This window comes from Arthrobacter sp. PAMC 25486 (genome assembly GCF_000785535.1).
Taxonomy (GTDB): domain Bacteria; phylum Actinomycetota; class Actinomycetes; order Actinomycetales; family Micrococcaceae; genus Specibacter.
On the sequence record NZ_CP007595.1, the window covers coordinates 4,026,662 to 4,039,134 of the forward strand.

Annotated in this window: 12 protein-coding genes; 5 read left to right on the plus strand and 7 right to left on the minus strand. The window is 65.2% G+C overall.

The window, feature by feature from the left end:
• The first annotated feature begins 271 nt into the window (after window positions 1-271).
• Both art_RS18215 and purN read left to right on the plus strand, forming a co-directional pair.
• Window positions 272-1,594 carry a DUF6350 family protein gene (locus art_RS18215; RefSeq protein ID WP_038467207.1) on the plus strand — a complete coding sequence of 441 codons (1,323 nt, stop codon included), beginning with the start codon at window positions 272-274 and terminating at the stop codon, window positions 1,592-1,594.
• 34 nt (window positions 1,595-1,628) lie between these two features.
• On the plus strand, window positions 1,629-2,192 hold the full coding sequence (gene purN, locus art_RS18220) for a phosphoribosylglycinamide formyltransferase (RefSeq protein ID WP_038467209.1): 564 nt from the start codon (window positions 1,629-1,631) through the stop codon (window positions 2,190-2,192).
• A gap of 111 nt (window positions 2,193-2,303) precedes the next feature.
• Here the strand turns inward: purN and art_RS18225 are convergent, their stop codons facing one another.
• From art_RS18225 to art_RS18255, 7 genes are all read right to left on the minus strand, one after another.
• Window positions 2,304-2,927 (minus strand): DedA family protein, encoded by a 624-nt coding sequence (locus tag art_RS18225; RefSeq protein ID WP_038467211.1) that lies wholly within the window; start codon window positions 2,925-2,927, stop codon window positions 2,304-2,306.
• A 135-nt stretch (window positions 2,928-3,062) separates the two neighbouring features.
• Window positions 3,063-3,365, minus strand: a complete 303-nt coding sequence (locus art_RS18230) for a hypothetical protein (RefSeq protein WP_038467213.1) — start codon at window positions 3,363-3,365, stop codon at window positions 3,063-3,065.
• A 135-nt stretch (window positions 3,366-3,500) separates the two neighbouring features.
• Entirely contained in the window at window positions 3,501-4,853 is a 1,353-nt protein-coding gene (locus art_RS18235) for an MFS transporter (RefSeq protein ID WP_038467215.1), read from the minus strand.
• A complete protein-coding gene (locus tag art_RS18240) occupies window positions 4,850-5,578 on the minus strand; it encodes a serine hydrolase (protein ID WP_038467218.1) in 729 nt (242 codons plus the stop codon). Before art_RS18240 ends, art_RS18235 begins: the two co-directional genes overlap by 4 nt.
• The gene (locus art_RS18245) at window positions 5,556-6,008 is read right to left on the minus strand and encodes a serine hydrolase (protein ID WP_082000414.1); all 453 of its coding nucleotides are present in this window, start codon (window positions 6,006-6,008) and stop codon (window positions 5,556-5,558) included. Before art_RS18245 ends, art_RS18240 begins: the two co-directional genes overlap by 23 nt.
• 58 nt (window positions 6,009-6,066) lie before the next feature.
• Window positions 6,067-7,041, minus strand: coding sequence for an N-acetylmuramic acid 6-phosphate etherase (gene murQ, locus art_RS18250; RefSeq protein ID WP_082000415.1), 975 nt, complete (start codon window positions 7,039-7,041; stop codon window positions 6,067-6,069).
• 174 nt (window positions 7,042-7,215) lie between these two features.
• Window positions 7,216-8,799 carry a glycoside hydrolase family 3 protein gene (locus art_RS18255; RefSeq protein ID WP_082000416.1) on the minus strand — a complete coding sequence of 528 codons (1,584 nt, stop codon included), beginning with the start codon at window positions 8,797-8,799 and terminating at the stop codon, window positions 7,216-7,218.
• Between the two features lie 38 nt (window positions 8,800-8,837).
• On the opposite strand from art_RS18255, the gene purH reads away from it, so the two are divergent.
• From purH to art_RS18265, 3 genes are all read left to right on the plus strand, one after another.
• Entirely contained in the window at window positions 8,838-10,544 is a 1,707-nt protein-coding gene (gene purH, locus art_RS18260; protein WP_052136749.1) for a bifunctional phosphoribosylaminoimidazolecarboxamide formyltransferase/IMP cyclohydrolase, read from the plus strand.
• The gene (locus tag art_RS22410) at window positions 10,522-10,659 is read left to right on the plus strand and encodes a hypothetical protein (protein WP_157875349.1); all 138 of its coding nucleotides are present in this window, start codon (window positions 10,522-10,524) and stop codon (window positions 10,657-10,659) included. The genes purH and art_RS22410 overlap by 23 nt, the downstream gene beginning before the upstream one ends.
• A gap of 636 nt (window positions 10,660-11,295) precedes the next feature.
• A complete protein-coding gene (locus art_RS18265; RefSeq protein WP_157875396.1) occupies window positions 11,296-12,351 on the plus strand; it encodes an IS30 family transposase in 1,056 nt (351 codons plus the stop codon).
• Window positions 12,352-12,473: the final 122 nt, after the last annotated feature.

Genomic DNA, 12,473 nt, shown 5'->3' on the forward strand with positions numbered 1-12,473 from the left:
GCTTCTTTAGTCCTTTAGGGGCTTGAACAAATTGGGTCCGGGTTTATCCCGGGCCCAATTTGTTTTTAACGTGCCGATCTCCGTGCCCATCCATTGGATTAATTCTGGGCCTAGTCCCGGAAATGATCCCGATCCCGCTTTCTGATGCCGGGATCCCGGCATCAGAAAGCGGGATCGGGATCATTCGTGGCAGGCACCTTCAGATTTTGTGGCCTATTCCATCGGCCCAGTTCGCGGCCGTGCGGGCCACCTTATGGCACCATGGAAGACGATGACCAGCAAAGCGGCCAAGAGCCAACGCGACGGAATTCCCATGCCGCTATGGCTGCAGGGGGCGTTTGAAGCTGCCCAAATGTTTGTCATTTCGGCCCTAGTTGTTGCCATTCCACTGGCGGCCACCTGGTTTGCCGGGGGCTTCGCAGAAAGAGACGCCTCTGTCGTCGCCCGGCTGGCCGGACAGATTTGGTTGGTCGGCCACGGCGTTCCGCTGCAGCTGACGGAGGCCAGTGGCCCCATTTCTGCGTCCGTGGAATCGGGTGTCTTCAACCTGCTGCCGCTTGGCCTGATGCTGGTTCCCTTTTTTCTGGCTTGGCGGTCCGGACGGCGGCTGGCCAGGGCCTCCTACACGGATCAGTTGTGGCAGCCGCTGTCCAGTGCCGCCGCCGTCTATGCCGCTGCGGGTCTGGCCACCGGCTTTGTTTGCAGCGAGCAGGCTGTCAATGCACCACTTATTGCCAGCACCTTGATGCCTCTCATTCCTGCTGTCGCCGGACTGATCATCGGCGCCCGGCGTGAAGCCGGATCGTGGAGCCGTCTTGTTGGCATCAGCGCGGCCGACTGGATTGACAAGACCAGCCAGGACCAGCGCTGGGCCGGCTCGTATGTCTGGGCTGTGATCCGTTCAGGCTTTGTTGCCATGATGACAGCCGTTTCCCTCTCGGCTCTGCTGTTGGCCGTGAATATCGTGGCCCGGTGGCATGACATCGCGGCCGTGTATCAGGGAGTGCGGGCCGGGGCCATCGGCGGCGCAGCCCTGACCCTGGCCCAAATCGCCTACCTGCCGAACCTCACCAGCTGGACTCTTGCCTGGGCCGGAGGCGACGGCTTCGCGCTGGGCGACGGTTCCTCCGTGTCGCCACTGGGCACCTCCGTCGCCCCGGTTCCCCCCATCCCGCTGCTAGCTGCCCTGCCAACGGGAGCCCTGACGTGGGGTTTCGCCGCTTTGCTGATCCCCGTCGTGGCCGGAGTGCTGGCCGGGTGGTGGTTTGTCCGTGCAGGTGAAAACCACTTTGATGAATGGTTCTCCCTGAAGGTCCGCCAGCGTTGGCTTTCACTGCCCGTATCCACACTGTTCCTCGGGGCCGTGATTGGCACGGTCGCTGCGGCGCTGGCCTGGGTGCTGTTCTACGTTTCGCAGGGATCCATCGGCATCGGGCGGTTGAGCCACCTCGGCCCGGACCCCTTCACCGCCGCCTTGTGGGTGGCCGTGGAAGTCGCGGCTGGCGTCGTCGTTGGATCGCTGCTGGCCCCCTGGCTCGAAGGCGAACGCAGGGCCCAACCCGCGTTGCACCCGCATAGGGAAACCGCCGAATAGGGCATGGACGCCCCTTGGCCCTAAAATTGGGGCCATGCGCATAGTTGTTTTAGTTTCCGGAACCGGTTCAAATCTCCAAGCAGTGATCGACGCCGTCGCCGACGGATCCCTGCCCCTCGAGATCGCCGCCGTGGGTGCAGACCGGCCCGACACCTTTGGCGTGGAGCGCTCCGCGGCCGCCGGCTTGGACACGTTCGTGGTGAACTTCAAGGACTACGCCACCCGTACCGACTGGGACGCTGCACTGCTTGACGCCGTTGCCGCCTACAAGCCGGACTACGTGATTTCCAGCGGCTTCATGCGCATCGTGGCCCCGAGTTTCATCAACGCCTTCGCGGGCCGCTACGTCAACACGCACCCCGCGCTGCTGCCGTCCTTCCCCGGCGCCCACGGCGTCCGCGACGCGATGGCCTACGGCGTCAAGGTCACGGGCTGCACCGTCCACTTCGCCGACGCCGGCGTGGACACGGGCCCCATCATCGCCCAGACCCCGGTCACCGTCCGGCCCGACGACACCGAGGACACCCTGCACGAACGCATCAAAGTGGCCGAGCGCGAACTGCTCATCCAGGTGCTGGCAGACCTGGCACGCGGGTAAACTTCCGGCAACCCTTTCCCTCCGGATCCACGATTCATCGAGTTTGCAGTTGTTGGACCGATTTCCACCAAAACAGGTGTTTTTCGTCCAACAAGTGCGTACTCGATTTTTTTACGGTGCGACGGCGGGAGCCTGCCTTGCGCTCTTTCGGTCCAGCAACCAGGTGGAGACTTGGCCAACGAGCCAGCCCAGCACGATCGAGAAGACGATGGCAATGACCACTGCCACCTGAGTTGAAATACCGGGCCAGAATTGTGTCAGCACGCCGATTCCCACGGAATACAACGACCAAATGCCGCCCGAGACGAGGGAAAACACCGTAAACGCACGCAGCGGGTAGCCTGCCACGGTTGCTGCGATGTTGGATGAGAGCCGGCCCAGCGGAATGAACCTGGATGTCAGCATGAACATGTACGGTCGCCGCCTGAGCCTGCTCGTCGCCGCATCCACGGCGCGCTGGCGCCGCGGCCCGCGCGAGGACCCCCACCGGGTGTGGCCAAACATCTTCGTTGCCCAATACGTCAACAGGTCCCCGGCCACGGCGCCCGCCATCATTGCCAGCACCAGCGGCAGTGCCTGCGGTCCGCCGTCGAGCCCGGCCAATGCGCCCAAAGCAACAAACACCGTGGTGCTGGGCACGGGCGGGATCAGGGCAGAGAACATGACGAAGCCGCCACCCAGTACATAGACCCAAAAGCCCGCCAGAAAGCCGGAGGTGTCGGCGGCGAGATCCATGGGGTCCCTTTCGGAGCGGTGGTTTTGGACGCAGCGTGGTCGGACTGCTCAATAAAGTCTACGGGCCCTCGGGCAAGGTGCCGTTCAACGGTGGTGGCGCAGCAGGCCAGGTGCTGCCTCAACCGCGGCCCTGCACTACTTCTTTGCGCGGCCCAACAGCAATGAGGCCACAGCCGTGGCAGCCGTGACGGTGTAGACGGCGGGCCAAGAGCCCATCTTTTTCGCCAACGGGTGGGAGCCGCCAAAGGCAGCCACATAGGTGGCGGTCAGGGCCACGGCAGTTCCCGTGCCGGCATTCTTCTTCCAACCGACGTACGCTGCCGCTCCGGCAGCTGCCAAAACAGCACCGCCCAGCTGGCGGTTCTTCGTGGCGCGGGCGGTCTGGTAGCCGCCGAGCAGTCCGGCGGTGGCGAAGGCTGTGGGAAGCAGGGCGTTCATGGATGGTCCTAACAGTTGTCGGAAATCAATGCAGCCAACAGGCTAACGGTTGAAGGTGGATGAATGCTGAACGCGCATTCCGGCCAGCCGACGCGCCGGGTTGTTTGAAACTGCAGGAACCGACCACTGGCCGCCTCAGTCCAGGGCTGCGCCGCGGGTTTCGGGGGCTGAGAACGCCATCCAGATCACGGCGAGCAGCACCAGTCCGCCCGTCAGTGCGAAGGTCAGCGGCAAACCAAGAACGGGCCACAACAGCGAGCCGAAGATCAGCGGGACCAAGCCCGCACCCACCCGCGAAATGGTGGAGGCCCAGCCGAAGCCGGTGGCGCGCAGCTCGGTGGGGTACAGCTCCGAGACGTAGGTGTAGAGCACGGGGATGGCCACCTGAATGACAAAGCCAAACACCAGCAGCCAAACTTGGGCGGCCACCGGCGCATCCAGGACCAGGGCAAAGATGACCAGCGACAGTGCGGCGAGGGGCCCTGTGATCGCCAAGATCCACTTGCGCCCCAGCCGCTCCACCAACAGGGCGGCAACTATGACGCCGACCAGGCCAATGCCCGTCATCGACGCAGTGGCCATGAACGCCTTGTTTTCCGCGTAGCCGGTGGCCACCAAAATGGATGGCATCCAAGTCAGCGCTCCGTAGTACACCAGCAGGATCGTCAGGAACAGTGACCAGGCAACGCCGGTAATGCGCCAGTTGAAACGCCACAGCCCGGCAAGCTGGTCACCCACCCGCCCCAGCGACAGCTTTGGCGCAGTGGCCGGATCGGGCAGCACCCACGGCCCCACAGTGGCGCCGGTCCGGCGAATGAGGGAATCAATGACGGCTTTCGCCTCGGCGGGACGCCCGGCACGCACCAGGTACAGCGGCGATTCCGGGACACCCACGCGAACCCAAAACACGAGCAGCGCAGGCAGCACCATGACCAGCATCAGGTAGCGCCAATTTCCAAAGGAGGCCATCAACACGGCCGACACCACACCGCACAGCGACGCACCAATGGGCCACCACGCATCCATCGCCGTCAGCACGCGGCCGCGGTGTTTGCGCGGGGTGAACTCGCCCACCAGCGCATAATCCACCGGTATGCAGCCGCCCAGCCCAAAGCCTGCGAGGAAGCGGAACACGCAGAACAGCACGATCTCGTTGGAGACGGCGCCGAGCACGGTGAAGATGGAGAAGATCAGCAGCGTCAGGGTGAAGGCCTTCTTGCGCCCGATAATGTCGGCAATCGAGCCCCAGGCAAACGCGCCCACGGCCATGCCAATCAGGTTCGCCGTGCCAATCCACGCCGCCTGCCCCGGGCTGAGCCCCCATTCCTTGGACAGCAGCGGAATCAGGAAGCCGTTGAGCGTCACATCCCAGGCGTCGAACATGAACCCGAGCCCGCCGATGAGGAAAATGCTGCCCTGCACGCGCCACTTCCACGGCAGTTCCTGCACCACGCGGTCGCCGGTCAAAATCGCCGTGGGGGTGCTCATGCACCGTCCCCGTTCACGGTTGCATGGGAATGGACGACGTCGGACACAGCCTTGCGCAGGCCCGTCGCGTCATCCCCGTCGCGGCTTGGATTCACCCGGTTGCTCAGCAGCGCGACCACCACCCCCGCGTCCTTGTCGACCAATAAGGAGGTCCCGGTGAAGCCGCCGTGCCCGCGTGCCTGCGTTCCGGCGTCGCCCATCCAGGGCTGCTGGTTGATGCGCAGCCCCAGCCCGTGGCCAAAACCGGGATCGGCGGGGTCAAAATGGCGGCCCAGCACGTCCGGGAGCTGGTTGCGCCACATCTCGTCGGCCAGGGCGGGGGAGAGGATGTCCGGGAGCCCGTGCAGCAGCGCCGTGCCAAAAACGCGCAGCCCGTCGGCCGTGGCAAACATGCCGGCATTGCCGCTGAGCCCACCCAGCGACCAGGCCGCCTCGTCGTGCACGATGCCGCGCACCAGTCCCCGGCCCAGCCCGGGTTGGAATTCGGTGGGGGCGCTGTGCTCAATGCGCGGCGTGCCGGTGATGCCGTGCGTGGGCAGCTGGTACAGCACGCGTTCGCGCACCAGCTGCTCCCACGGCGTTTTCGTGATCTGCTCGGCCAGCACCATGATCGTGTTGAATCCGGCGCACGAGTACTCAAACCGGGTCCCCGGCGTGGCCGCCAATTTCGTGGCCAGCAGATCCGCGATGAGCGCCCGCCGGTCAAAACCGCGCCCGGACGACAACGCGGCATCCCAGCCCCGCCACTGCGACGGCAGCCCCGGAGGTGTGCGTCAAAAGGTGCCGCAGCGTCACGGCGGACTTATCCCCGCGCGCATAGGCGCGCAGGTGCCGGCCCACGGGCGCGTCCAGCTCCAGCCGTCCGTCGCCCACCAGTGCCAGCGCCGTGACGGTGGTGAACAGCTTCGTCACCGAGGCCAGGTCAAAAAGTGTCGCCGAGCCGCAAGCGCCCGCCGTGATGACCGGCAGTTCGGCAACGCTGTGGTCAACTCCCTGAAGCGCGACGGCGCAACTCACGGCGGGTGCCACCCCCTCCTTCACTGCCTGGTTCAGCAGGCGCTGGAGCTCGTGGCGTATGCCGCCGTCGGCGAAGGGGCCAGAGTTGGAGGCGCCGGGGGAGAAGGGACCAGAGGACAAAACGTGGGGTGCGCTCATGAGGGGGATCCGCCGTCGTGCTGCTTGGAGGGATGGGGAAGGACTGTTTTTCCAGAGATTAGCCCATGGAGGTGCCGGCGTCGATGGACGCAGGAAGGAAGCCCGCGTTCTCCGCCAGCAGGGAGGCCGCCTGGGCAGCCGGCAGGCCTGTCATGATCGCCAGGATGGCTGCCTTGACGTGCCCGTCGGCGGCGGCGAGTGCCGCCTTTGCGGTGTCCGCGTCGCAGCCGGTGACCCGCATGAGTGTGCGTTCGCTGCGGGCGTGGAGCTTGGCGTTCGTGGCGCGGAGGTCGACCATGACGTTTTTGTACGTCTTGCCGAGGCGGACCATGGTGATGGTGCTGATCATGTTCAGGACCAGCTTCTGGCAGGTGCCGGACTTCAACCGGGTGGAGCCGGAGAGGAATTCCGGGCCCACCTCGATCTCCAGGGCGGTGTCCGCCGCGGCGCCCAGCGGGGAGTTGTTATTACAGGCGAAGCCCACGGTATAGGCGCCCTGTGCGCGGGAGGCCTTGATGGCGGCGATGACATAGGGGGTGCGGCCGGAGGCGGCCATGCCCACCACCGAGTCGTTGGGAGTCAGGTTCAGGGCGGCCATGTCGGCGGCGCCGGCCTCTTCACTGTCTTCGGCGTTTTCCACGGCCTGGTTTACGGCGGCCCGGCCTCCGGCGATGATGCCGACCACCAGGGACGGGTCGGTGCCAAACGTGGGAGGACATTCGCTGGCATCCAGGATGCCCATGCGGCCCGGGGTGCCGGCACCGACGTAGATAAGGCGCCCGCCGCGGGACATGCGGTCGGCGATCTCGTCGATGATGGCGGCGATGGTGTGCTGCTGCTGCTCGATCGCCGCCGGGACGAGCGCGTCCTCGCCGTTCATGGCGGCCACGAGCTCCTGCGTGGACAGGGCGGCCAGGTCCGGGTAGTTCGGGTTGGCGGCCTCGGTGGTGAGGGCGCCGATCTCGGCGCGGATGGCGTCGATGGTGTTCTCAGGGGTGCTCACTGAGGCGATGGTGTTCTCAGGGGTGCTCACTGTGCGTTCTTCCTTACTTTCCTACGTTGTCTCCTCCGCCCCATCATCCCCTGTACTTCTGCCGAGGTGTGAGATGACGCCCTGTCCGACAGGGCGTCATCTCACACCTCGGCAGAAGGGGCGGGTGTGGGGTGCTGGGAGAGAGTTGGGGGTGCGGAGTTTGGGGTGGGAGGGTTATGCCGTTTCCAGGACGCGGACCACGGCTTCGGCCGTGACCCGGCTGAAGCCGTGGGCGTGGATGGTGGCAAAGCCCGTGGGTGCATCCGGGGCCAGACCTGCGTTGATGCACACCGCCTGCGGGGCAGCGGCGAACGCCAGCTCCAGAGTCTCCTGCTGCTCGGGGGCGGACAGCGAATCGACGACGACCAGCACTGCACTGTTTCCCGCGGGACTCTGCGCCTGCAGCAAGGCGACTTCCAGCTCGGCACTGGAGAGCTCGGCCGCGTTCAGCACTGTGACGGCATAGCTGCCCAGGGCCGTGGCGATGAAGTTCTCGGTGGGGCCCGCGGCCATGTTGTGCCCGGTCCGCGCGTCCACGAGGGTGACCCTCCCGGCCCCGGTGAGCTGCGGCTTGGCGCCTGGCGAGCCTGCGCCTGGCGAGTCAATACGGCAGGCGCGGGCGGCAACGTCAACCCAGTCGACGCCGTCGTGCTCCTCCGCAAACTCTCCGGCAACGGAACCGGCCGACCATTGAGCCAGCGCCTGCACCCGGGCGGCGGCGCGGCGCAAAATCTCAACAGGGAGGCGGCCGGAGGTGGCGGCCTCGAACAGGGCGTCGTAGACCTCGGTGTAGCAGGACTCGTCGTCGCGGCCCGTGGTGTAGGCGTTCAGCGGGTTGCCCACACAGAGGAGGTCGTTGCCGGCCAGCAACGCCAGCACGCCGCCCTCGCCTGGGCCAACCGTGGCCCGCACGGCAGCCATGTCCAGCGCATCGGTGATCAGGACGCCGTCGAATCCCATCCCGCGTAGCAGCGCGCCCGCAGCCGGGTTCAGGGTGGCGGGGGCCTCGCCCAGCTCGGGGATGATGATGTGCGCGCTCATCATGGCGGCGACGCCGGCGTCCGTGGCGGCCTGGAACGGGGGCAGGTGGGACTCGGCCATCGCCGCCATGGAAAGCTCAACGCGGGCGGTGTCCATGTGGGAATCGGCCACGGTGTCGCCGTGCCCCGGGAAGTGCTTGGCGCAGGCGGCTACGCGCAGGCTCTGGATGCCGCGGACGGCGGCGGCGGCATGCGCGCTCACAAGTGCGGTGTCGGCGCCAAATGCGCGCACCCCGATGACGGGGTTGAGCGGGTTCGTGTTCACATCGGCCACCGGTGCGATGGTCAAGTTGATGCCCGCGTCGCGGCACAGGCGGCCAATCGCGCGGCCGGCGGCCTCGGTGGTGTGCAGCTCGCCCAGCGCGCCTAGGGCTGCGGCGCCGGGAATCGTTGAACCGTCGCGGGACTGCAGGCGGGTGACGTTGCCGCCCTCTTCATCGACGCCAATGACGGCGATCGGGTTCGCGGCCCGGATGGCGGCGGAGAGGGCAGCCACCTGCTCCGGCGCGTCCGGGTCAATGTTGTGGCCAAAATAGACGACGCCGGCCAGCCCGTTTTTCAGCGCAACCCCCAACCACTGTGGCACGGTTGTGCCAACAAATCCGGGGAGGATGACCGAGTTGATCAGGCGGGGAAGATCGTCCGGAAGTTCGGCGGAAAACCCGGCCGACGGGGTGGATCCTGGGGAAAGCGCGTGGTGCAGCTCACTGGAAGTCATGCTTGAGATCCTACCGGCGCGGATGTGGCCTAAACTTTATGTGTCGCCATCATCGAGCCACCCTACGGAGAATTTCTGTGACCAGCGTTCCGCATAACCGTGTTCCCATCCGCCGGGCATTGATCTCGGTCTACGACAAGACCGGGCTGGAAGAGCTGGCCATCGGCCTGCACGCCGCTGGCGTTGCCATAGTTTCCACCGGTTCAACAGCAGCCAAGATTGCCGCCGCCGGTGTCCCCGTGACCGAAGTGTCCGAGGTGACAGGGTTCCCCGAAGCCCTTGACGGGCGCGTAAAGACCCTCCACCCGTTGGTCCACGCCGGCATCCTTGCCGACCGCCGCCTCCCGGACCACGTCCGCCAGCTTGAAGACATGAACGTTCAGCCGTTCGACCTCGTCGTGGTCAACCTGTACCCGTTCGTTGACACCGTGAACTCCGGTGCCGGCCAGGACGCCGTTGTTGAGCAGATCGACATTGGCGGGCCCTCCATGGTCCGCGCCGCAGCCAAGAACCACCCGTCGGTTGCCGTTGTGGTTGACCCCGCCCGCTACGTCGACGTCATCGCCGCAGCACAGGCCGGCGGCTTCACGCTCCTGGCCCGCCAGCGCCTCGCCGCAGCAGCCTTCGCGCACACCGCCGCCTACGACAACTCCGTGGCAGCCTGGACCTCCGCCCAGTTCCTGGACGAGGACGGCGACGGCGTCATCGACTGGCCGTCCTATGCCGGCTACTCCCTCGAACGCTCCGAGGTGCTCCGCTACGGGGAGAACCCGCACCAGCAGGCGGCGCTGTACGTGGACAAGGGTGCGCCTTCGGGCATCGCCCAGGCTGACCAGCTCCACGGCAAGGCCATGAGCTACAACAACTTTGTAGACGCCGACGCCGCCTTGCGCGCAGCGTTCGACTTCGACGAGCCGGCCGTGGCCGTCATCAAGCACGCCAACCCGTGCGGCGTGGCCGTGGCCTCCCCGGACGCCGCCGACCCCATCGCCGACGCCCACGCCAAGGCGCACGCCTGCGACCCGCTCTCCGCATTTGGCGGGGTCATCGCGGCGAACCGCACCGTCACCGCAGGCATGGCCCGCACCGTGGCCGGCATCTTCACCGAAGTTGTCATTGCCCCGGACTTCGAGCCCGAAGCCGTGGAAATCCTCTCGGCCAAGAAGAACATCCGCCTGCTCGCCCTGCCAGAGGGCTACGGCCGCTACCCGGCAGAGGTCCGCCAGGTCTCCGGCGGCATGCTCGTGCAGATGTCCGACAGGGTGGACGCCGACGGCGACAACACCGAGAACTGGACCCTTGCAGCAGGCGCCCCGGCCGACGCCGCAACCCTCGCGGACCTGAAGTTCGCCTGGACCGCCGTCCGTGCCGCCAAGTCCAACGCCATCCTGCTCGCCAACAACGGCGCCGCAGTGGGCATCGGCATGGGCCAGGTCAACCGCGTGGACTCCTGCAAGCTGGCCGTTGAACGCGCCAACTCGCTCGGCGTCACCGTGGAATCCGACGTCGACGCAGCCGGCGGCGCCTCAGGTACAACCGGCGCCTCGGTTCAGCGCTCCATCGGCGCCGTGGCCTCCTCGGACGCGTTCTTCCCGTTCGCCGACGGCCTGGCGATCCTGCTCGACGCCGGTGTCCGCGCCGTCGTCCAGCCCGGTGGCTCGGTCCGCGATGAAGAAGTGATCGCGGCCGCCAACGAAGCAGGCATCACCATGTACTTCACCGGTGCGCGCCACTTCTTCCACTAACGTGCTGGACTGGCTGCTGGAACCCGGCGTGCTCGCCACCCTGATCATCGGGGCCGTGACGCTGGCGTTTCTGGCGTTGCTGGCCGGGATCGTCGTTGAGATCCGGAAGCGGTAGCTTTTCCCAAAGTACGACGGCGGGAGGTCACCTGGCGAGTTCTAGCGGTCGTTGCAACACCTAATTATTTTGGGAGTTGCAACGACCGTGTCGTCTTTAACGGAAAAGTACGTTTTACCGAAAGAAGCCCGTGGGAATCAGAAGCCATCGGGAGGGCCTAAGTATTCGCCGGCGCAGAAGCAAGAGTTCTTCGATCTGCTCGCAGATACCGGTAGCGTCGGCTTGGCTGCGGCGAAGCTGGTCTTGAATAGGGGCACTTGTGATCAGTGGGCCTATCAGGCAAGGAAGGCTGCAGGAACGTCAGTTCGGCAGGTAAAGACTTCCCCGGAGCAGCAGCAAGAGTTCTTCGATCTGCTCGCGACGGTTGGCAGTGTGACTGAAGCGGCCAAGGTTCTGGGTCTGAATCGGAATACCTGTTATCAGTGGGTGCGGCGGGCAGGACTGGCTCGTAAGCGGTCCGAACAGCCCAGCCGGGAGGATTTCCTGCGGCTTCGCTCCGAGGGGCTCACACGCTATGAAGCAACCGTACGGTTGGGCATTCACTCCACCACCGCGCAGGAGTGGGATGCCGGGATCCACAGAACAAAAAACGGCCGTGTTTATCCCAATGGCCGGGCTGTGGACTATAACAAGGAAATGACTTCTCGCACTAACGCCTCCGGCCGCCCTCGAGCGACGTTGCAGCAACTTGACCGCGTCATTGACAGCCGGTATCTGTGCTTGGCCGATCGGGAGGTCATTTACGACATGCTCTCCACAGGGGCATCACACCGAACAATAGCCACCGCCTTACAGAAAAGCCCCTCCTCGATCAGCAGGGAGATCAAGCGCAACAGCAGTCCGATCAGTGGCTATCGACCCTATGATGCACACCGTAAATCCGTGGTTCGGCGACCACGACCTAAACCATCAAAAATCTCGCAAAGCCCGCGGCTGAAGTCCTTCATTAAAGAAGGCCTGCGCCAGCGCTGGTCACCGGAGCAAATATCGCACAAGCTTGTTCTGACCTTCCCCGACGACCAGGACATGCGCGTGTGCCACGAAACGATCTATCAAGCCCTTTACTTCCAACCCCGCGGCGAGCTTCGTCGTGAGGTATCCGCGGCACTTAGAAGCGGGCGGACCCGCCGAATAACCCGTAAAAACCCGGAACAACGCACATCGAGGTTCCGGGACCCGATGATCAACATTTCCGAGCGCCCGGCAGAGGTTGAGGACCGTGCCGTGCCCGGACATTGGGAAGGGGACTTGATCACCGGCGCCCACAACCAGTCAGCGATCGCGACCCTGGTCGAGCGCAGTACCCGCTACGTCATGCTGGTACACCTGCCCGGGGACCACGGCGCCGAATCCGTCCGTGACGGGCTCATCCAGACCATGAGCACCCTGCCAGCCCACCTGCGCGGGTCCCTGACCTGGGACCAAGGCGTGGAAATGGCCAAGCACAAGGCCTTCAGCATCGCCACCGGCATGGACGTCTACTTCTGCGACCCCCACAGCCCCTGGCAACGCGGATCCAACGAAAACACCAACGGTCTCCTGCGTCAATACTTCCCCAAAGGCACCGACCTGTCCGTCTACAGTCCCGAAGACCTCGAACACGTCGCCCAGGAACTCAACGCCCGCCCACGCAAAACGCTCGACTGGAATACACCAGCCGAGCGCCTACGCGACGTACTATTGACAGCCTAACCACCAGTCGTGTTGCAACGACTCCTAGAATCCGCCCCTTTGACACGAAAGGTGACCTCCCGCCGTCGTACCCTTACAAAGTCGTATCCTTACAAACGCTCGCTCAGATCCGGGGCAAAAAT

Coding starts and splice junctions, on each gene's coding strand:
- art_RS18230 (WP_038467213.1), bottom strand. CDS start 3,365: ATGAACGCCCTGCTTCCCACAGCCTTCGCCACCGCCGGACTGCTCGGC.
- art_RS18255 (WP_082000416.1), bottom strand. CDS start 8,799: ATGACTTCCAGTGAGCTGCACCACGCGCTTTCCCCAGGATCCACCCCG.
- art_RS18235 (WP_038467215.1), bottom strand. CDS start 4,853: ATGAGCACCCCCACGGCGATTTTGACCGGCGACCGCGTGGTGCAGGAA.
- art_RS18265 (WP_157875396.1), top strand. CDS start 11,296: ATGACTTCTCGCACTAACGCCTCCGGCCGCCCTCGAGCGACGTTGCAG.
- art_RS18245 (WP_082000414.1), bottom strand. CDS start 6,008: ATGAGCGCACCCCACGTTTTGTCCTCTGGTCCCTTCTCCCCCGGCGCC.
- art_RS18225 (WP_038467211.1), bottom strand. CDS start 2,927: ATGGATCTCGCCGCCGACACCTCCGGCTTTCTGGCGGGCTTTTGGGTC.
- purH (WP_052136749.1), top strand. CDS start 8,838: ATGTGTCGCCATCATCGAGCCACCCTACGGAGAATTTCTGTGACCAGC.
- purN (WP_038467209.1), top strand. CDS start 1,629: ATGCGCATAGTTGTTTTAGTTTCCGGAACCGGTTCAAATCTCCAAGCA.
- art_RS18215 (WP_038467207.1), top strand. CDS start 272: ATGACCAGCAAAGCGGCCAAGAGCCAACGCGACGGAATTCCCATGCCG.